At 73.3% G+C, this 19,273-nt stretch carries 19 protein-coding genes and 2 tRNA genes; 16 read left to right on the top strand and 5 right to left on the bottom strand.

Annotation, left to right across the window (positions count from 1 at the left end; translation table 11 throughout):
- Positions 1-81 precede the first annotated feature (81 nt).
- From ACV530_RS30445 to ACV530_RS30435, 3 genes are all read left to right on the top strand, one after another.
- On the top strand, positions 82-1,404 hold the full coding sequence (locus ACV530_RS30445) for a helix-turn-helix domain-containing protein (protein WP_494335878.1): 1,323 nt from the start codon (positions 82-84) through the stop codon (positions 1,402-1,404).
- Between the two features lie 5 nt (positions 1,405-1,409).
- Positions 1,410-2,015 (top strand): oligoribonuclease, encoded by a 606-nt coding sequence (orn, locus tag ACV530_RS30440; protein ID WP_494335877.1) that lies wholly within the window; start codon positions 1,410-1,412, stop codon positions 2,013-2,015.
- A 129-nt stretch (positions 2,016-2,144) separates the two neighbouring features.
- Positions 2,145-2,217: transfer RNA gene (locus ACV530_RS30435), tRNA-His, on the top strand.
- A gap of 66 nt (positions 2,218-2,283) precedes the next feature.
- Here the strand turns inward: ACV530_RS30435 and ACV530_RS30430 are convergent.
- On the bottom strand, positions 2,284-2,697 hold the full coding sequence (locus ACV530_RS30430; RefSeq protein ID WP_494335876.1) for a peptidase inhibitor family I36 protein: 414 nt from the start codon (positions 2,695-2,697) through the stop codon (positions 2,284-2,286).
- A 209-nt stretch (positions 2,698-2,906) separates the two neighbouring features.
- Between ACV530_RS30430 and ACV530_RS30425 the strand changes: the two genes are divergently transcribed.
- Genes ACV530_RS30425 through ACV530_RS30410 form a run of 4 tightly spaced genes read left to right on the top strand, consistent with a single transcriptional unit; the run spans position 2,907 to position 7,408 of the window.
- Positions 2,907-4,187: an ABC transporter substrate-binding protein gene (locus tag ACV530_RS30425; protein ID WP_494335875.1), complete on the top strand. Its 1,281-nt coding sequence runs from the start codon at positions 2,907-2,909 to the stop codon at positions 4,185-4,187.
- Positions 4,184-5,119 carry a carbohydrate ABC transporter permease gene (locus ACV530_RS30420; protein WP_494335874.1) on the top strand — a complete coding sequence of 312 codons (936 nt, stop codon included), beginning with the start codon at positions 4,184-4,186 and terminating at the stop codon, positions 5,117-5,119. The genes ACV530_RS30425 and ACV530_RS30420 overlap by 4 nt, the downstream gene beginning before the upstream one ends.
- A 9-nt stretch (positions 5,120-5,128) precedes the next feature.
- On the top strand, positions 5,129-5,956 hold the full coding sequence (locus ACV530_RS30415; RefSeq protein ID WP_494335873.1) for a carbohydrate ABC transporter permease: 828 nt from the start codon (positions 5,129-5,131) through the stop codon (positions 5,954-5,956).
- A gap of 57 nt (positions 5,957-6,013) precedes the next feature.
- A complete protein-coding gene (locus ACV530_RS30410; RefSeq protein ID WP_494335872.1) occupies positions 6,014-7,408 on the top strand; it encodes a GH1 family beta-glucosidase in 1,395 nt (464 codons plus the stop codon).
- On the opposite strand, the gene ACV530_RS30405 is transcribed toward ACV530_RS30410, so the two are convergent.
- Complete coding sequence (locus ACV530_RS30405) at positions 7,401-8,264, bottom strand: spermidine synthase (protein ID WP_494335871.1); 864 nt, start codon at positions 8,262-8,264, stop codon at positions 7,401-7,403. The two genes, ACV530_RS30410 and ACV530_RS30405, sit on opposite strands and share 8 nt — an antisense overlap.
- Before the next feature lie 59 nt (positions 8,265-8,323).
- On the bottom strand, positions 8,324-8,713 hold the full coding sequence (locus tag ACV530_RS30400) for a hypothetical protein (RefSeq protein WP_494335870.1): 390 nt from the start codon (positions 8,711-8,713) through the stop codon (positions 8,324-8,326).
- A gap of 299 nt (positions 8,714-9,012) precedes the next feature.
- On the opposite strand from ACV530_RS30400, the gene ACV530_RS30395 reads away from it, so the two are divergent.
- Positions 9,013-10,413: an NsdA family TPR-like regulatory protein gene (locus ACV530_RS30395; RefSeq protein ID WP_494335869.1), complete on the top strand. Its 1,401-nt coding sequence runs from the start codon at positions 9,013-9,015 to the stop codon at positions 10,411-10,413.
- A gap of 141 nt (positions 10,414-10,554) precedes the next feature.
- Here ACV530_RS30395 and ACV530_RS30390 read toward each other — a convergent pair whose 3' ends face one another.
- Positions 10,555-11,148, bottom strand: coding sequence for a histidine phosphatase family protein (locus ACV530_RS30390; RefSeq protein ID WP_494335868.1), 594 nt, complete (start codon positions 11,146-11,148; stop codon positions 10,555-10,557).
- Positions 11,149-11,428: 280 nt separating this feature from the next.
- Between ACV530_RS30390 and ACV530_RS30385 the strand changes: the two genes are divergently transcribed.
- The 8 genes from ACV530_RS30385 to ACV530_RS30350 all read left to right on the top strand — a co-directional run bounded on the left by ACV530_RS30385 (position 11,429) and on the right by ACV530_RS30350 (position 17,886).
- Complete coding sequence (locus ACV530_RS30385) at positions 11,429-12,379, top strand: phosphatase PAP2 family protein (protein WP_494335867.1); 951 nt, start codon at positions 11,429-11,431, stop codon at positions 12,377-12,379.
- On the top strand, positions 12,303-13,472 hold the full coding sequence (locus ACV530_RS30380; RefSeq protein WP_494335866.1) for a hypothetical protein: 1,170 nt from the start codon (positions 12,303-12,305) through the stop codon (positions 13,470-13,472). Before ACV530_RS30385 ends, ACV530_RS30380 begins: the two co-directional genes overlap by 77 nt.
- On the top strand, positions 13,463-15,097 hold the full coding sequence (locus tag ACV530_RS30375) for a hypothetical protein (RefSeq protein ID WP_494335865.1): 1,635 nt from the start codon (positions 13,463-13,465) through the stop codon (positions 15,095-15,097). The genes ACV530_RS30380 and ACV530_RS30375 overlap by 10 nt, the downstream gene beginning before the upstream one ends.
- Positions 15,094-16,449: an AAA domain-containing protein gene (locus ACV530_RS30370; protein ID WP_494335864.1), complete on the top strand. Its 1,356-nt coding sequence runs from the start codon at positions 15,094-15,096 to the stop codon at positions 16,447-16,449. Before ACV530_RS30375 ends, ACV530_RS30370 begins: the two co-directional genes overlap by 4 nt.
- Complete coding sequence (locus ACV530_RS30365; RefSeq protein ID WP_494335863.1) at positions 16,446-16,613, top strand: hypothetical protein; 168 nt, start codon at positions 16,446-16,448, stop codon at positions 16,611-16,613. The genes ACV530_RS30370 and ACV530_RS30365 overlap by 4 nt, the downstream gene beginning before the upstream one ends.
- Before the next feature lie 58 nt (positions 16,614-16,671).
- On the top strand, positions 16,672-17,040 hold the full coding sequence (locus ACV530_RS30360; protein WP_494335862.1) for a DUF8844 domain-containing protein: 369 nt from the start codon (positions 16,672-16,674) through the stop codon (positions 17,038-17,040).
- Positions 17,041-17,189: 149 nt separating this feature from the next.
- Positions 17,190-17,756 (top strand): bifunctional DNA primase/polymerase, encoded by a 567-nt coding sequence (locus ACV530_RS30355; protein WP_494335861.1) that lies wholly within the window; start codon positions 17,190-17,192, stop codon positions 17,754-17,756.
- Positions 17,757-17,812: 56 nt separating this feature from the next.
- Positions 17,813-17,886 (top strand) — tRNA-Lys (locus ACV530_RS30350).
- Between the two features lie 65 nt (positions 17,887-17,951).
- Here the strand turns inward: ACV530_RS30350 and ACV530_RS30345 are convergent.
- Positions 17,952-19,175 carry a M6 family metalloprotease domain-containing protein gene (locus tag ACV530_RS30345; RefSeq protein WP_494335904.1) on the bottom strand — a complete coding sequence of 408 codons (1,224 nt, stop codon included), beginning with the start codon at positions 19,173-19,175 and terminating at the stop codon, positions 17,952-17,954.
- Positions 19,176-19,273 lie beyond the last annotated feature (98 nt).

The raw sequence follows: 19,273 nt of genomic DNA, 5'->3' as shown, positions 1-19,273 counted from the left end.
TGACCGGCGGGGGAACCGTTCAGGACCGAGGGGAAACGTGCAGGACCGAGAGGACTCGACCGCCGAGGGGGGCTTAGCGCCATGAGCCAGGACTCCACGACCGTACCGGAGACCGTGCGCAAGCTCTCCGGACGCCGCCGCCGTGAGATCGTCGCCGTACTGCTCTTCAGCGGCGGCCCCATCTTCGAAAGCTCCATTCCGCTCTCCGTGTTCGGGATCGACCGGCAGGATGCCGGAGTCCCCCGCTACCGACTTCTGGTGTGCGCGGGCGAAGATGTGCCATTGCGAACAACCGGCGGCCTGGAACTGACCGCACCGTACGGCCTGGAGGCGCTCTCCAGGGCCGGCACCGTCGTCGTACCGGCCTGGCGGTCGATCACCCAGCCGCCACCGCCCGCCGCACTCGACGCACTGCGCCGTGCCCACGAAGAGGGCGCCCGCATCGTAGGGCTGTGCACCGGGGCCTTCGTACTGGCCGCCGCGGGGCTGCTGGACGGCAGACCCGCCACCACACACTGGATGTACGCGCCGACACTCGCCAAGCGCTATCCGTCGGTCCATGTGGACCCGCGGGAGCTCTTCGTCGACGACGGCGACGTCCTGACCTCCGCGGGCACCGCGGCAGGCATCGATCTGTGCCTGCACATCGTCCGCACCGACCACGGCGCCGATGCCGCGGGGGCCCTGGCCCGCCGGCTCGTCGTGCCGCCGCGCCGCAGCGGCGGGCAGGAGCGCTATCTCGACCGGTCTTTACCCGAGGAGATCGGCGCGGATCCGCTCGCCGAGGTCGTCGCCTGGGCACTGGAGCACCTCCACGAGCAGTTCGACGTGGAGACCCTGGCCGCCCGGGCGTATATGAGCCGCCGCACCTTCGACCGGCGGTTCCGTTCGCTCACCGGCAGTGCGCCGCTGCAGTGGCTGATCACCCAGCGGGTGCTCCAGGCGCAGCGGCTCCTGGAGACTTCGGACTATTCCGTGGACGAGGTCGCCGGGCGCTGCGGTTTCCGTTCGCCGGTGGCCCTGCGCGGTCACTTCCGCCGGCAGCTGGGGTCCTCCCCGGCCGCCTACCGGGCGGCGTACCGGGCGCGCAGGCCGCAGGGCGGTCCGGAGGGCCGCGCCGAGCGCGGTGACCGGGCGGAGCGTGCGGACAGAGGGGAGCGGTACGAGCGGCCCGAGCTCGGCGAGTCCTCGGTGGCGGCCATGCGGCGCACCGCTCTCGCCGCCGCCCATGCCGTCACCGGCGCTCCGCTGGGCGGTACGCCGCACCACGGCGTGCACACCGGACATCCCGGAAACATCACCCACGGCCTGGGCCATGGCCCGAATGCCGTGGATCCGGGCAAACCGGAGTCCGACCTCTACAGCCCGCACCTGCCCGGCCAGCGGGAACGCCCCGTAGGGTGAGGGACATGAACGATCGCATGGTGTGGATCGACTGCGAGATGACCGGGCTCTCGCTGTCGGACGACGCGCTCATCGAGGTGGCCGCCCTGGTCACCGACTCTGAGCTGAACATCCTCGGTGACGGTGTGGACATCGTGATCCGCCCGCCCGCCGAGGCCCTGACCACCATGCCCGAGGTGGTGCGCCAGATGCACACGGCCTCCGGGCTGCTCGAGGAGCTGGACGGCGGGACGACGCTCGAGGAAGCGGAGCGGCGGGTCCTGGCGTACATCCGCGAGTACGCCCCGGAGGCGGGCAAGGCCCCGCTGTGCGGGAACTCGGTCGGCACGGACCGCGGTTTCCTCGCGCGGGACATGCCCGCCCTGGAGCGCCACCTGCACTACCGGATCGTCGATGTCTCGTCGGTGAAGGAGCTGGCCCGGCGCTGGTACCCCCGCGCCTACTTCAGCAGCCCGAAGAAGAACGGCAGCCACCGAGCGCTGTCCGACATCCGCGAGTCGATCGCCGAGCTCCGCTACTACCGCGAGGCGATCTTCGTGCCGCAGCCCGGCCCGGACTCCGAGACGGCGAAGGCGATCGCGGCCAAGCACGTCCTTCCTGCTCAGGAGTAGCTCAGGGGCAGCTCGGGGAGAGTGACGCAGCTCGCTCCCGGCTTCGCGAAAGGCGGGAGCGAGCACCCCTCCGGACCCTGTACACTTTTTCTCGGCCGGTGGGAAACACGGAAACAAACGCCGGACATGGTGGGTATAGCTCAGCTGGTAGAGCACCTGGTTGTGGTCCAGGATGTCGCGGGTTCGAGTCCCGTTACTCACCCTGAAGTACCGAGGGCCCGGTTCGCGGATGCGGACCGGGCCCTCGGCGTTGTGCCATGAGGACCCGTCAGTGTCCGGCCGGCCTGCCCCACTTGTGGGAGCCGACCCGGCCGAAGTCGCGGGGCATGTTCTTCGTGCCGTGCTCCGGGGCGAGGGAGAGCGAGCGCCCCTTGTAGTCCTTCTGGTCCCAGATGGTCACGTCGGACTTGCCGTGGTTGTAGAGCGACCCGACGCGCTCGAGGGCGCGGGTGTGCTGGACGTCTCTGCTGTCGCCCATGATCCGGGTGACGCGGCCCGTGTAGTTGGACCCGCTGTACGCGCAGAGGTTGCCGGACGGGCAGTTGGCCGGTGCCTTCTCCACCCGCGGCTTGGGGGCGTGCCCGCCGCCGGGCGCGGCGAGGGCGGCCGAGCCGGCGGCGGGGACGAGGAGGGCCGAGAGGCAGAGCGTGGCGGCGATATGCCACTTACGGTGAGCAGTCATGACGCAAGAGTTAGCAGAGTCGCCTCCGCGTGGGGTCCCCGGCACGACGGGGCGGTGAATCCTCCCCCTCAGGGGCCGCCGCCGGTGACCGATGTTGACCGCGTCACACCGGACGGCACGCGCGTCCTTGACTCTCCGCCAGGATCCGGCAACCTTGCAACGCACCGCAGTTGGCCCCCAGGCGCGAGCAGAGCACCGGGAAGGACGCCATGCGCAGCAGCTTCCGTATCCGCCTGGCGGCACTGGTGCTGGCCGCCGCGCTCGGCGGCTGCTCCGGGGGCGGCGGCTCGGACGACGGGCGGACCACGGTGTCGGTGGGGACGTTCGGTGTCTTCGGCTACAAGCAGGCGGGGCTCTACGCGGAGTACGAGCGCCTGCACCCGGACGTCGTGATCAAGGAAAGCGTGATCGAGCGCAACGACGTCTACTACCCGCAGTTGCTGACCCACCTGGCGGCGGACAGCGGCCTGGCCGACATCCAGGCCGTGGAGGTCGGCAACATCCACGACGTGGCGGCCGAGCGGGGCGATTCCTTCGAGGATCTGTCGAAGGCGCCGGGCGTGCGCGAGGGCACCTGGCTGAACTGGAAGTGGGCCCAGGCCACGACCCGTGACGGCAGGGTGATCGGGCTCGGCACGGACATCGGGCCGATCGCCGTGTGCTACCGGAAGGATCTCTTCCGGCAGGCCGGACTGCCCACTGGCCGGGAGGAGGTGGGCAGGCTGTGGGCGGGCGACTGGCGCAAGTACCTCGAGACCGGCAGGGCGTACCGGCGGCGGGCACAGGCCGGCACCGTCTTCACGGACTCGGCGGCCGGACTCTTCAACGCCGCCGTGCACGCCTATCCCGAGCGCTACTACGACCGCCGGGGCCACCCGATCTACGCGCACAGCCCGGCCGTCAGGGCCGCGTGGGACCTGGCCGTGCGGGCCGCACGCGACGGGCTGACCGCGCGGCTCAAGCAGTTCGAGAAGCCATGGGACCAGGCGTACGCGAACGGGCGCTTCGCCACCGTCGCCTGTCCGCCCTGGATGCTCGGCTACATCAAGGAGAAGGCGGGCGCGGCGGGGCGGGACAAATGGGACGTGGCGGCGGCGCCCCGGCCCGCCAACTGGGGCGGCTCCTTCCTCACCGTGCCGAAGGCGGCCCGGCACCGCCGGGCGGCGATCGCGCTCGCCGCCTGGCTGACCGCGCCCGAGCAGCAGGCCACCCTCTTCGCCCGGCAGGCGAGCATCCCCTCCACACCGGCCTCGTACGCCATGCCGCAGATGAAGGGCTCCCGGAACCCGTACTTCGGCGGGGCTCCCGTCGGGGAGATCTTCGCCGAGGCGGCCCGGGACATCCCGACGCTGGTGATCGGGCCCCATGAGCAGCAGATCGGGTCGGCGTTCGTCGACGTCGGCATCCCCCAGGTCGAACAGCAGGGCAGGTCTCCGGAGGCGGCCTGGACGGCGGTGCAGAAGGAGATCCGGAACGCGGTGGACGAATGACGGTGCCCCGGCGCAGCCAACGGCCTTGGCGCAGCCGGCGCCACCACTGGGACGTCCGCTGGAGTCCCTATGCCTTCGTGGCGCCCTTCTTCCTCTTCTTCGCCGCATTCGGACTGTTCCCCCTCCTCTACACGGGCTGGACCTCGCTGCACCGGGTGGAGCTGAGCACGCCGGACAGGATGGAGTGGGTCGGCGCGCACAACTATCTCCGGCTGCTGGAGGACGACTTCTTCTGGAACGCCCTGCGCAACACCTTCACCATCGGTGTCCTCGCGACCGTTCCCCAGCTGCTGATGGCGCTCGGGCTCGCCCACCTGCTGCACTGCCGGCTGCGGGCGGCGACCTTCTGGCGGGTCGCGCTGCTGACCCCGTACGCCACCTCGGTCGCCGCGGCCTCCCTCGTCTTCGTAATGCTCTTCGGGCGTGACTACGGGATGGTCAACTGGGTGCTGGGCACCGTGGGATTGGACCCCGTGGACTGGCAGAACGGCACCTTGAGCGCCCAGTCGGCGATCTCCTCCATCGTCATCTGGCGGTGGACGGGCTACAACGCGCTGATCTATCTGGCGGCCCTGCAGGCCGTGCCGGACGAGCTGTACGAGTCGGCGTCCCTGGACGGCGCCTCGCGCGGGCAGCAGTTCCGGTACGTCACCCTGCCCGCGCTGCGGCCGACGATCCTCTTCACCGTCGTCGTCTCCACGATCGGCGCGACCCAACTCTTCGGCGAACCGCTGCTGTTCGGCGGGGCGGGCGGGCAGAAGGGCGGGGCGTCCCGGCAGTTCCAGACGCTGGGGCTCTACCTCTACGAACAGGGCTGGTTCGACTTCCACCTCGGACGCGCCTCGGCCGTCGCCTGGACCATGTTCCTGATCCTGCTGACGATCGCCGCCGCCTACGGGCTGCTCGCCCGCCGACTGCGCAGGGACGGGTGACACATCGCCATGACCGGACGCCAGTCGCACGCCGGACCGGTGACCTATGCCGTGCTGGTCCTGTTCTCCGCGGGCTCGCTGTTCCCCCTGGTGTGGACGGCCGTCGCGGCCTCGCACGACAACACCCGGCTGGCGGGCACCCCGCCGCCCTTCTGGTTCGGCGGCAACCTCGCCCGGAACCTCGGCACGGCGTGGACCGACGCCCGCCTGGGGCTCGCCCTGCTCAACACGGTGCTGGTGGCGGGCAGCATCGCGCTGGGCACCGTGCTGTTCTGCACGATCGCCGGGTTCGCCTTCGCCAAGCTGCGGTTCCGGTTCAAGAACGTCCTGCTGATGCTGACGATCGGCACGATGATGGTGCCGCCCCAGCTGTCCGTCGTCCCCCTCTTCATGGTCGTCGCGCACCTGGGCTGGACCGACCGGCTCCCGTCGGTGGTGCTGCCGACCCTCGTCAGCGCCTTCGGGGTGTTCTTCATGCGGCAGTACCTCGTGGAGGCGCTGCCCACCGAGCTGATCGAGGCGGCCCGGGTGGACGGCGCGAGCAGCCTGCGCGTCATATGGCACGTCGTCCTCCCCGTGGCCCGGCCGGCGATGGCCGTACTGGCGATGCTCTCCTTCGTCCAGGCGTGGAACGACTTCTTCTGGCCGGTCATCGCGCTGACCCAGGAGAACCCGACCGTCCAGGTGGCGCTCACGGGCCTCGGCCGCGGCTACGTGCCCGACCAGGCCGTCGTCATGGCCGGGGCGCTGCTGGGCACACTGCCGCTGCTGATCGCCTTCACGCTCTTCGGCCGCCAGATCGTCGGCGGCATCATGCGCGGGGCGCTCAAGGGCTGACACCTCCACCGCTCTCCTCAACCCCACTCTCCTCAACCCCCCTCAGGGAGCGCTCCTATGACCCCGCACTTCCCGCACGGCTTCGTCTGGGGCGCGGCGACCGCCGCCTACCAGGTCGAGGGCGCGGTCCACGAGGACGGCCGTACGCCCTCGATCTGGGACACCTTCTCCCGCACCCCCGGCAAGGTCCTCGGCGGCGACACCGGGGACACGGCGGACGACCACCGCCACCGGCACCACGAGGACGTCCGCCTCATGTCCGGACTCGGCCTGGGCGCCTACCGCTTCTCCGTCTCCTGGCCGCGCGTCCAGCCCACCGGGCGAGGCCGCGCCTCCCGGCGCGGCCTCGACTTCTACCGCGCGCTCGCCGACGACCTGCTCGCCCACGGCATCCAGCCCGTGCTCACCCTCTACCACTGGGACCTGCCCCAGGAGTTGGAGGACGCGGGCGGCTGGCCCGAGCGCGATACCGCGTACCGTTTCGCGGACTACGCGGTCCTCGTGGCCCGGGCGCTGGGCGACCGCGTCGGGCTGTGGACCACCCTCAACGAGCCCTGGTGCAGCGCCTTCCTGGGCTACGCCTCCGGTATCCACGCCCCCGGCCGCACCGACCCGGCCGCCGCGCTGCGCGCCGCGCACCACCTGAACCTGGCCCACGGCCTGGGCGCGCAGGCGCTGCGCGCGGTGCTCCCCCGCGAGGCCCGGATCTCGGTGGTCCTCAACCCGGGCGCGGTCAGGGCCCGCACCTCCCTGCCCGCGGACCGGGACGCCCAGCGGCGCATCGACGCCCTGGCCACCCGTATCTTCACCGGGCCCATGCTCCACGGCGCGTATCCCGCCGATCTGCTCGCGGACACTGGGCAGATCACCGACTGGTCGTTCGTCCTCGACGGCGACACCGACGTCATCAAGCACCCCCTCGACTGGCTGGGCATCAACTACTACACACCCGCAGTGGTATCAGCAGCCACTGACAACCGGCCCCCGTCGGGCCCGTCCCCCTACCCGGGCGCCGACGGCGTCGCCTTCCACCAACCCCCGGGACAGCGCACGGAGATGGACTGGAGCGTCGACCCCACCGGCCTCCACGAACTGCTGATGCGCTTCACCCGCGAGGTCCCCGGCCTGCCCCTCGCGGTCACCGAGAACGGCGCCGCCTACGCCGACAAGCCGGACGCCCGGGGCGCGGTGCACGACCCGGAGCGCGTCGCGTATCTGCACGCCCACCTCGGCGCGCTGCTGCGCGCGCTCGCCGACGGCGCGGACGTGTGGGGCTACTTCGCGTGGTCGCTGCTGGACAACTACGAGTGGGCGTACGGCTACAGCAAGCGCTTCGGCCTGGTGCACGTCGACTACGCCACCCAGGTCCGTACGCCCAAGACCAGCGCCCGCTGGTACCGGGAGCTGATCCGTACGGGGCAACTGCCGCCGAGGCACGGGACGTTCAGCTGAAGACCGAGGGCGGCGGCTCCGGCGAGGGGCGCGCGGTCGCGTCCGTCACCGGGACCGCGCCGCCCGCGAAATCCTCGAGCTCACGGCCGTGTTCGACCCGGCCCTGCTGCGGGTCGGTGGCGCACCGCCGGGTGAACTCCGTGACCGGCAGCGCCCGGTCGGAGGCGAACAGCACGGCGTTGCCGAACCGCCGCCCGCGCAGCACGGCCGGATCGGCGGCCAGGCAGAGCTCCGGGAAGACGGTCCGTACGGTCGCCAGCTGGGACTTGAGGTGGGCGAGCGGCGGCCCGTCCGCGAGGTTCGCGGCGTAGCAGCCGCCCGGCCGCAGGGCCCGGCGCACCTCGGCGGCGAACTCGGTGCTGGTGAGGTGGGCGGGGGTGCGGGCGCCGCCGAAGACATCGGCGATGATCAGGTCCGCCCAGGCGTCCGGCACCTTGGCGAGCCCCTCGCGGGCGTCGCCGCCGCGGACCCGTATCCGCCAGCCCGGCTCGAGGGGCAGCTCGCGGCGTACGAACTCCACGAGCGGGGCGTCGATCTCGAAGACCTGCTGGGTGGAGCGGGGCCGGGTCACGGCGATGTAGCGGGCGAGCGTGAACGCACCGCCGCCGAGGTGAAGGACCTTCAGGGGCTTTCCGGGCGGGGCGGCGAGGTCGGCGATGTGGCCGAGCCTGCGCTGGTAGGAGAAGTCGAGGCGGGTGGGGTCGTCGAGGTCCACGTGGGACTGCGGGGCCCTGTCGATCAGCAGCGTCCGGGCACGCGGATGGTCGCGGTCCGCCTCGAGCTCCGCGAGACCGCCTGTCACCTGTGCGGTAGCGGTCACCTGGCCGCGCCGTTCCTTGTTCCTGCCCTTTGCCACCCGGCAAGTATCACCCGGAGCCGCACCCCGGGCCTTGTCTCACCGGCTCCCACCGGCTCTCACCGGCAGCGGTCGACCGCCTCGATCGTGCGGGCCGCCTCGCCGAGCGCGGCCCGCAGGACCGCCGGATCGGTGGCGGCGGAGAAGGCGGCCTCCGGTGCGACGAGCCAGCCGGTGCCGGAGACGGGCGGCTCGCCGAGGTCCGCGCGCGCGGCGCGGTCGTAGGTCTGGGTGCAGGCGCTGCCCGGCAGGTCCCACGCGGCAGCAGTGCCGGGCGGGACGAGGAAGCCGAGGGTGTGGCAGTCACCGTCGTGCAGCACGGGCCCGACGCCCCCGACGCCGTCGCGCAGCCGCAGGATGTCGACCGCCTCCAGGCCCTGCCGGGCGGGCACGGTCACCAGGTCGCACAGCACGCCGTCCTGCTGCGGCACCGCCTTCTTGTCCGCCATAGGGAAACCCCTCCTCCACGCATGTCACTGCCGCTTCGAAGACGCCGGTCGCGGCGAACTGCCTCGCCACGCACCGAGCACTCATGTGCTTCAACTGCCCGCACCCGTCAACGGCTACGGCGGCACGCCGTCACAAAGGATGGCAGTTCATGGCGGATGGCGAGTGAGATATCCGTTTTGTAGCCAAAGCGGACGTACGGGATTCGCCGCAGCCGGTACGGTCGTCTCCGCCGCACGGCAGCACAACCGCCCGCCCCGCGGACCGGTACGGGGCGGCACCCGCCAGGAGAGGTTCGGCCATGGCCTCACCCCACGCGTCCCCACCACCCCCCTCACCCCCTTCGCCTCCCGCACCCCGTGAGGCCCTCCGTCCCAACACCGCCTTCCGCCGGCTGCGCGGACCGCGCTCACCTGGGGAGTTCGCGGCCGCCGTACGGCGTGCGGCACGTGAGATCGGCGAGCAGGTCTCGTGCGATGCGCGGTACATCGGGCGGGTCGAGTCCGGCGAGATCCGCTGCCCCAACTACGCCTACGAGCGGGTGTTCCGGCACATGTTCCCCGGCCGCGAGCCGGCCGACATGGGCTTCCTGCCGCGCGAGACAGTGCGCGGACGGGGGGCGCGCGGGAAAGAGGGTGCGCCACCCGCACACACCGAGAGCCCTACGGAGAGCCGCACACCCTCCGATCCGGGGTACCAGCCAGGCGACACCACCGATGACGAGGAGAGCGACGTGTTGCGTCGCGCGTTCATGACCGGCGGCACGGCCGCCGCCACCGCCGCACTCGGCGGGATTCCCGCGCAGCGCCGCGCGGGCGACGCCGAGGCGTCCGCCCTCGAGCGGGCCGTACGGCAGATCCGGCTGCTCGACGACCGGCACGGCGCGGACGCCCTCTACCAGCGCGCCGCGCGTCCGCTGCGCGCGGCGTACGACCTGCTCGACGCCCGGGCGCACCGGCAGTCGGTGGCGGACCGGCTGCACACGGGCGCGGGCGAGCTCGCGATCTCGGTCGGCTGGCTGGCACACGACTCGGGCCGTATCACCGACGCCCGCTCGCACTACGCGGAGGCGCTCGCGACCGCCCGGGTCGCCGGGGACTCCGGGCTCGAGGCGCACACCTTCTGCAACGCCGCGTTCCTCGCGCGCGACGCGGGCCGCCCGCGCGAGGCGCTGCGCACCGCGCTGGCCGGCCGGCACGTGGCCCGCACGCTGGGCTCGGCGCGGCTGCTGTCGCTGCTGACACTGCGCGAGGCGGGCGGCTGGGCCGGGCTCGGCGACCGCGCGGCGTGCGAGAACGCCCTGTCGCGGGCGCGGAGCCTCTTCGCCCGGGGCACGAGCGACGCCGACCCGGAGTGGATGTCGTTCTTCGGCGAGGCGGAGCTGGAGGGACTGGAGGCCCAGTGCTGGTCCGCGCTCGGCGACTGGCCGCGGGCCGTGGCCCACGCGCACCGGGCGGTCGTCCTCCAGGACCCGCACTTCACCCGCAACATCGCCCTGTACACGACCCAGTTGGCGGGCGACCTGGCCCGCGCCGGCGAGCCCGAGGAGGCCGCCGCCGCCGGGGAGCGCGCGCTGGGCCTGCTCACCCGGGTCCGCTCGGCGCGCGTCCGCACCATGCTCGCGGACACGGCGAGCCTGCTCAGCCGCCACTGCGGCGAACCACGGGTCGCGGCCTTCCTCGAGCGGCACGCGTCCGCGTAGGCCTCGCTCGGCGGGTCGCGAGAAATACCGGTTGCGGTGATCGCGCATTCCACCGGACCCTCGCCGCCCGGGGACCCGGGGCACACCTCCGGAAGCGGGACGGCCGTGCGGCGCCCCGCCCGGACAGCCCCCAGCCGCCGGCTAGCCCAGGTGGCCCGTGTCGTTCCAGCGCTCGATCGCCGGGGCGTCGTAGGCCCAGCCGAGGATGGACAGCGACGTGGGGTCCAGCCGGATACGGGCGGCGAAGGAGGCGTCGAAGCCCAGCCAGCGGGCGCAGATGACCCGCAGGATGTGGCCGTGGGCGAAGACCAGCACATCGCGGTCGGCCGAGCGCGCCCAGGCGACGACCTCGTCGGCCCGCGCCGCGACCTCGGCCAGGGTCTCGCCCTCGGGAACGCCGTCGCGCCAGATCAGCCAGCCGGGCCGGGCCGCCTTGATCTCGGCCGGGGTCATTCCCTCGTACGCGCCGTAGTCCCACTCCATCAGCGCGTCCCAGGTGCTCGCCCGGTCGCCGAAACCGGCCAGCTCGCAGGTCTCCTTCGCGCGCACCAGCGGGCTCGTACGGACCTCGACGCCCGGCAGGGCGTCCCACGGCGCGCGGTGCAGCCGCTCGCCGAGCAGCTTGGCGCCGCGCCGCCCCTCGTCCAGGAGCGGGATGTCCGTGCGGCCGGTGTGCTTGCCGGACAGTGACCACTCGGTCTGTCCGTGCCGGGCCAGCAGGATGCGCGGTGCCATGGAAAGGCCCCCTCAGATTTCGTGACGTTTGATCCAAGTGGCGACGGATGTCCGGAATCACATGGATTCGCCTGGTAGCCCGCTCTGTCCACGCTCTATCATCACTCACTTACGCCTCAGGCAACCCTGGCGGGCGTCCCCGGCGTCCTTCCCCCCATGCGCCTGGGATCGGGACCGAACAGCAGGCGAACCCGGTGTTGCCGGGAAGTCGCGGGGCGGTGTGCGAGCGATGTGACGTACACCGTACGGTTGCATGCGCGCTTGTTGGCCGCCTGAACACATGGAGAGCGTCCGGATGTACCGCACCGCACCACTCGGGAAGCGGCCGCGCTGGTGGACCGAACTGCCGCTGATCGCCCTCGTGTACGGCCTGTACTCGGCGGGCCGGCTCGTGGTCCGGAGCGATGTGCAGTCGGCCGTCGATCACGGCCTGGCGATACTCGATCTCGAAAAAACGTTTCGAATAGACATCGAGCGACCGCTCAACCGGCTGTTCACCGACATACCGGCGCTCGGCATACCCGCCGACTTCGCCTACGCGTCCCTGCACTACATCCTCACCCCGGCCATCCTGATCTGGCTCTTCAGACGCCGCCCGGAGCACTACCGCCGGCTGCGGACCTGGCTGATGATCTCGACCCTCATCGGCCTCATCGGCTTCACCCTGATGCCCACCTGCCCGCCGCGGCTGCTCGACGACGCCCACGGGTTCGTCGACACGATGCGCCACTACTCGTCGTACGGCTGGTGGGGCGGCGACGCCAGCGCCCCGCGCGGGCTGGGCGGTCTCACCAACCAGTACGCGGCCATGCCGAGCCTGCACGTCGGCTGGGCCCTGTGGTGCGGGATCACGCTGTGGCGCCAGTCCGCGCGGACCTGGGTCAAGGCCCTCGGCGTCGCCTACCCGATCGGCATCACGCTCGTCGTGATGGGCACCGCCAACCACTACCTCCTCGACGCCGTCGCCGGCGTCGCCGTGATGGGCGTCGGCTGGCTGCTCTCCGGGCCCGCGCTGCGCCTCGCCGACGCGATCCGGTCGCGCTTCGCCCGTACTCCGCGGACGGAAACCGACGAGACACCGGCGTATGTCAGTGCCGGATGCGAGACTTCGGCACGTACTGAGGAGCCGGAGAGACTTCGCGAGGCGGACGCCAGTGAACGCATTCCTCGAGACATCCCCCGCCAGCGGGGTGAGGCAGAGGCAGGAGACGCTGCGGCAGCGGCTCGCTGAGCTGCGCGGCCGCGGCGTCGCGCCGCGCCCGCTCGACGCCCGCGCCCTGGCGGCCCTGGCCGCCAACCCCGGCTGCCGGCGGCGGGCGCTCCTCGACGGCGCCGGGGTGGACAAGGGCGCGCTCGCCCAGGCCCTCGGCTCGCCCGCGTCCTTCGGCCAGTCGCGGTTCGCCTTCGTCCGGGGCAACGCCTTCGAGGCCCGCGTCAAGGCCGACGGCGGCGCGGAGCTCGTCCGGCTGCTGGCCGACCGGCTCGGCACGGCCCCGCCCGAGCCCGGCTCCGTCGACACCCCCGCCCTCGCGGCCGCCGGCCCCGAGGGGCGCACGGCCCGTACCGCCCTCGCCCTGCGCGAGGCCACGGCCGCCGGCCGCTGGGCCGTCCTCGACCACCCCATGCTGGCCCTGCCCGTGGCCGGCACCCCCGCCTTCCTGGAGCCGGACGCCGTGGTCGTGCACCCCGACGGCGGCTGGACGGTGGTGGAGATCAAGTCCTTCGCCATGGTCGACGGCACGGCCGACCCGGCCAAGGTGGGCGCCGCCGCCCGTCAGGCCGCGGTGTACGCGCTGGCACTGCGGGCCGTGGCCGAGCGTCTGGACTCCGGGCAGGTGCACGAGCAGGCCCTGCTGGTCTGCCCGAAGGACTTCTCCAACCTGCCCGCCGCCGCGCTCGTCGACCTGCGCAAGCAGCTGGCCACCACCCGCCGCCAGCTCTCCCGGCTGGCCCGCGTCGAGGAGATCGCCGACGCGCTCCCCGAAGGCACCACCTTCGATCCGGCCCGGCCCGGGGCGGAGCTGACCGCCGCCGTCGACGCGGTGGCCGCGGCGTACGCACCCGAGTGCCTGGCCGCCTGCGAGCTGGCCTTCCACTGCCGCGACCGGGCGCGCGACGCCGGCCTCGTCGAGGGGCTGGGCCGGGGCATCCGTGCCGAGCTCGGCGGCCTGACCACGGTCGGGGCCGTCCTCGCCGCCGCAGAGGGCGAAGGGGGCGACGGGGGCGATGCCGGTGACCCGGCGGTCGCCGCGCTCCGCCGGGCCGCGGCGCTGCGCGCCGAGGCCCTCGCCTGCGCGGGAGCGGGGGCCGTGGCATGTCGCTGATCAGCACGCTCGCCCGGCTGGAGGCCGTGCGGGACGGCCGGGCCCGGCCGCTCGCGACGGTACGTCACCGGCACCTCGCCGAGCGGCCGTTGGTGCTCGTCCCCCTCACCACGGCCGGCGAGGCGGGCGCCCCGCTCGGCGCCCTCGTCGGCACCGAGCGCGAGGCGCCCCGGCTGCTGACGGTGGCCCAGCCACGCGACCGCGAGCTGCGGTTCGCGTTCCTCGCCGAGCTGGCCGAGGCCGTGCTGCCGTACGTCGAGGGCTTCGCCGACGGCACCGCCGCGGAGGAGCGCAAGGAGACCGACCCGGAGACGGGCAAGAAGGTGACCGTCCAGGTCGAGCTGTGCACGGACGCACCGCAGCTGCTGGTCCCCGGCGCCGCCGCCGTGGAGTACGTCCGGCTGCTCGGCCGCTCCATGCGCTTCCGGCGCACCGCCGAGCAGGACCCGGAGACCGCCTTCCCCGCTCCCCCGCGCGTCCCGCTGCTGGGCCGCTGGCTCACGCATCTCGGGGAGCGCGCGCTCGTCCCGGGTTCGTCGCTGCTGCTGTCCATGACCCAGCTGCTGAGCCGCCACTGGGCAACGGGCCAGAGCCACTTGGAGGACCAGCACCTCGGCGCGCTGCTCGCCTGGATCGACCCGCCGACCGGCCTGTCGGGCGCCGAGGCCGCGCTGCGCGCGGAGCTCGCGCGCGACGCGGAGGGGCTGCTGCGCCACCCGCCCGCCGGACCGGCGACGGACCCGGCCTTCGACAACAAGCGCCTGGCCCCCGCCGTCGAGCGCTACGACCGGGTCCGCGCCGCGGACGGGGACACCTCCCGGGCGGAGGCGGAGATCCGTTCCCTGCTCGAGTCCCAGCTGCTGCCCACGTGGGAGGCCATGTGGCACGGCATCGAGCTGCTGCGCGCCCTGCCGGAGGGCGCGCGGGTCGCCGAGCGCTGGAAGCGCGACCGCTGGTCGTACACCGGCCACCGCGACCGGGTGCGGGCCGGTGAACCCCCGCAGCCCCGGCGCGACGACGCGGTGACGGCGGCCCGCAAGCTCGCGGCGCGCGAGACGGCGCAGGCGCAGCTGGACGCCCACGAGGCGCTCGACGATCCGCTGGTGATGGCCGGGCGGCGGCTGGCGGGCGAGGCGTTCGCGGGGGAGGTCACCGAGGTGGCGATGGAGTATTCGGAGGGCAGGGTTCCGCGCCCGCGCCCCCTGGTCACGGTGCGCACGGAGGACGCCCCGCACGTGTCCGCCGGGGCCGGGCTGCACCGGGCGCTGCCGGACGGCCGGGCGCAGTCCGGCGAGTTCGTCGCGGCCGGACCGGGCGGGGCGGGTGATGCGGCCGGGCCGGGCGGTGCGGCCGGGCCGGGCGGTGCGGCCGGGCCGGGCGGTGCGGGCGTGCTGACCGTCCGGCTGACGGGCGGCATGGGCCGCGGCAAGGTCCCCGAGCCGGGTTCGGTGCCCGAGCCCGGCGACCGCGTGTGCTGGACGCTCTTCGAGCACGCCCCGAGGGGCGGCCCCGAACTGCCCGATCCCGAGCGGACGCCCTGGACCCACGGCGGCCCGCCGGAGGCGGCCAACGGGCACAGCCCCGGCGGCGAGCCCGACCCGGTGACCGCGGAGGACCACCTGTGAGCCCGGTACCGGCGGCGCGCACCGCCGCCTTCGACCCGGCCGCCGCTGCCGCCGCGGCGACCGGCGCGATCCTGCGCGACACCCTCGACGCCCGGCACCGCGGCGTCGTCGTCGACTCCCCGCCCGGCGCGGGCAAGTCCACCCTGGTCGTGCGGGCCGCGCTCGAGCTGGCCCGGGCGGGCCGCCCGCTGATGATCGTCGCCCAGACCAACGCCCAGGTCGACGACCTGGTGCTGCGCCTGGCCGAGGAGGACGGCGACCTGCCGGTCGGCCGGCTGCACAGCAGTGACCCGCACCCCTACGACCCCGCGCTCGACGCGCTCGGCTCGGTGGTGACATCGGCCCGGGCCGCGGACCTCGCCGGGCTGGACGTCGTCGTCTCCACAGCCGCGAAGTGGGCGCACACCAAGGTCACCGAGCCATGGGGGCACGCGATCGTCGACGAGGCGTACCAGATGCGGTCCGATGCGCTGCTGGCCGTGGCGGGCCTGTTCGACCGGGCGCTGTTCGTCGGGGATCCGGGGCAGCTGGATCCGTTCAGCGTCGTCGGTGCGGAGCAGTGGGCGGGGCTGTCGTACGACCCGTCGGCGAGCGCGGTGAGCACGCTGCTCGCCCACAACCCGGGGCTGCCGCAGCACCGGCTGCCCGTCTCGTGGCGGCTGCCCGCGTCGGCGGCGCCGCTGGTGTCGGACGCGTTCTATCCGTACACCCCGTTCCGCAGCGGCACGGACCACGGCGACCGCCGTCTGTCGTTCGGCGTCCGGGCGGACGGCTCGGGCCCCGACCGGGTGCTGGACGAGGCGGCGGAGTCGGGGTGGGGGCTGCTGGAGCTGCCCGCCCGCCATACGCCGCGCACGGACCCGGAGGCGGTCGGCGCGGTGGCCCTGGTCGTCCGCCGGCTGCTGGACCGGGGCGGGGCGGTGACGAGCGAGCGCTCCCCGGATCCGGTGCCGCTCACCGCCGCCCGCATCGCGGTGGGCACCGCCCACCGCGACCAGGCCGCGGCGGTGCGGGACGCGCTCGCCGCGCTGGGGGTGAGCGGCGTGACGGTCGACACCGCCAACCGGCTCCAGGGCCGGGAGTTCGACGTGACGGTCGTGCTGCACCCTCTCTCCGGCCGCCCGGACGCGACGGCCTTCCACCTGGAGACGGGCCGCCTGTGCGTCCTGGCCTCGCGCCACCGGCACGCGTGCATCGTGGTCTGCCGCGCGGGCGTCGACCGCTTGCTGGACGACCACCCGTCGACGGAACCGGTGCAGCTGGGGGTGGCGGTGAAGTTCCCGGACGGCTGGGAGGCGATGTTCACGACGTGGGACACGTGGTCGGCACACCGCGTGCGATGGCGCCCGTGAGCCGGTGGGTGCCGGGTGCCATGGCGCCCGGCCGCACCCCGGACCGCCGGACGGAGTCCGGCACGCCGCCGGAGGCGGCCGGCAGACACAGCCCGGACGGCTGGGAGGCGATGTTCACCACGTGGGACACCTGGTCCGCACACCGCGTGCGATGGCGGCCCTGAACGGGGCCCTTGCGCCGCGCGCGAGAATGGATGACGCAGACAACCTGGAGGTACGTACATGTGCGAGCCGAAGCAGGCTCCCGGCGCGCGCGACGGCGTGGCGCGCCGTCTGAAGCCCGCACCGCTGCTCTTCGAACCGCCCGAGACCGTCGCGGAAGCCGAGCACTTCTTCGACCTCGAGTCGATCGAGGACCCGCGCGAGCTGCTGGCGCGCTCGACCGAGCTCGCGCTGGCGTTCCGCGCGGCGGCGGACCGGGCGACCGAGTTCCAGGCGGTGGCGGCGGCCCAGCTCGCCGATCCCCGGCGCTTCGACCGGCTGCCGACGTCCGTGATCGCGGAGCGCGCCGAATGGAGCGAGGACTACACCAAGAAGATGGTCGAGTTCGGCCGCGATCTGCTGCGCGGCGGCAGCACGCCGGCCGACTGACCGCACCCCGCGGAACACCGCACGGCCCATGATCCGGCTCATGGGCCGTTGGCATATGCGGGCGCGTAACCTAGCGCACCCCGCACACCCCTGTCCCGGGTTCCGGGAAGTCACGGAGCGGCTGGCACTCCCCCGCCGACCATGAGGCCATGGACTCCCACCCCGGCTTTCCCGTCTCCGCCCATGTCAGCGCCGCCGGTGCCGGCTGGCTCGCCTCCGCCAGCCAGTTCCCCCGCAGCGTGCTCGCCCTGTGGGCGGACAATCCGTACGCACCGATGGTGCTGCCCTGCGGGACGGTGTTCGACGTGATCAGCGTGCCGGCCCTGTTCGGGCGCCGGGTGCTGGACCGCTTATGGTCGGCCGGCCCCGGTTCCGGCCCGGTCGCCGCGCAGCACGGGCGGCTGCTGCTCTTCGCCGCCCCCGGCGCCGCCCAGCGGCTGCCCGTGCTGCTGCGCTGGGAGGAGTGGGGTGGACGCGAGCGCCGGGTGCCCCCGTTGCTGTGCCACGGTCCCGGCGACGCCGTGACCGTCCCGCCGCTGTGTCCGCCGGACGCGGCGGAGCCCACACCGCCCGCCACCCGGTGGCTGGTCGCCCCGGAGGTCCGTGACCCCTGGCTGCCCGGCCCCGACGCCCTGCTGTGGGCCTGTGTGCGTGCCGCGCGCGACAAGCACCCCGGCACCCCCGTGACCAGCGCTCCTGCGCTTCTCCGGGGCTGAAACATACGGATTTTCTCTCCACCGGACGGGGATGCTAGAGTCATCGACGTCAGCAGGCGCCGCTAGCTCAGTTGGTTAGAGCAGCTGACTCTTAATCAGCGGGTCCGGGGTTCGAGTCCCTGGCGGCGCACAGACAACAGAAGGCCCTCCACTTCGGTGGAGGGCCTTCTGCGTTTCCGTAGACTCCCGTAAAAGTCACCCCCGGCTCACCCGCACCCGCCATGCCCCGCCCGCGGTGCGGCCGGCCACCGTCACCCGTACCCGGTCCGGGCCCGTCCACAGGGACTCGCCCACCCCGAGGGGAGCGTCCGCCAGCGGCGGATAGACGGACTCGCCCGAGCAGCCCAGGCTGCCGGGATGTCCGTCGAGCACCTGGATGGGCCCGCTGCCGGAGGGGGTGTCGCTGCGCACCCGGTAGACGAGCACCCCTTCCGAGCAGGTGGTGGCGTCGTTGCCGGAGGCGATGCGCACCTCGATGGCGATGGCGCTGGTCACGCCGGTACGGACCACCACGAGCCGGGTACGGGAGTCGTCGCCCGGCCGCATCGGGGCCTCGAGCGGCTGGAGCGTGTGCAGGCTGCTGCCACGGCCCTCCACGCAGTCGATCTGGTGCGCGGTGATCCAGCCGAGCTTCCACTTGTGCCAGGCGAACGGGTCCGAGGCGAGCCCGAACTGGCTGCCCATGAGGTCCCAGTCGCCGACGTGGGTGTCCCAGTCGCCCTTGCCCTCGGTGGGCCGGTGGTAGAGGTCGGGCAGGTCCAGGACATGACCGGTCTCGTGGGCGAGGACATTGCGGTCGGGCGGGTGGTGCTCGAAGACCGTGACGACGCGGCGCAGCTCGGTGCCGTCCACACGCAGCGGCCGGTCGAGGTTGACGACTTTGGTCGCGTCGGAGTCCACGCCCGGGGCGTCGGGGTCGGCGACGAGGTAGACGAGGCCGTAGTGGCTGAAGTTGACCACGCCGCGGGCGGCGGTGATGGCGTCGCGCAGATAGGCGGAGCGCAGCTCGCCGTCCCAGTCGCGCTGTATGTGGTACGCGCCGGACGGCCGGGGCATCCGGAACCACCGGTTCACCGGGTGCGGACGTACGGAGAACCGCCCGTAGGAGGCCCGTTCGAAGAAGCGGGACGTGCCGGGGAAGTGGTCGGCGACCAGCTGGGCCGGGGTGGTGACGGGCCGGGAGTCCGGGAACGAGAGGAAGACCATGACGGCGTCGAGCCGGCCGACGGCCCGGGGGTAGGCGGGGTTCCTGGTGTCGAGGCCCTCCGAGTGGTGGGCCTGGCTGCGCGGCAGCGCACAGGGACCGCCGGGGCCGAGCGCCCTGGCGGGGCTGGCCACGAGCGTCGCGGCGATCGCGCAGAGGGCGGTGAACACGGCCCCGGCCCGGCGCAGTCGCGACCGCGGCCGGTCCACTCCCATGGGTGTCTGCGGACGCACCACGTCGACCTCCGGGGACGGATTCGGGACACCTCACCCACCCTCGGGCGATTTATGGTGTTATGCCCTGTTCCAGTCCC

The organism is Streptomyces sp. SX-6 (genome assembly GCF_059089585.1).
This window is presented reverse-complemented; position numbering and strand designations above follow the sequence as displayed.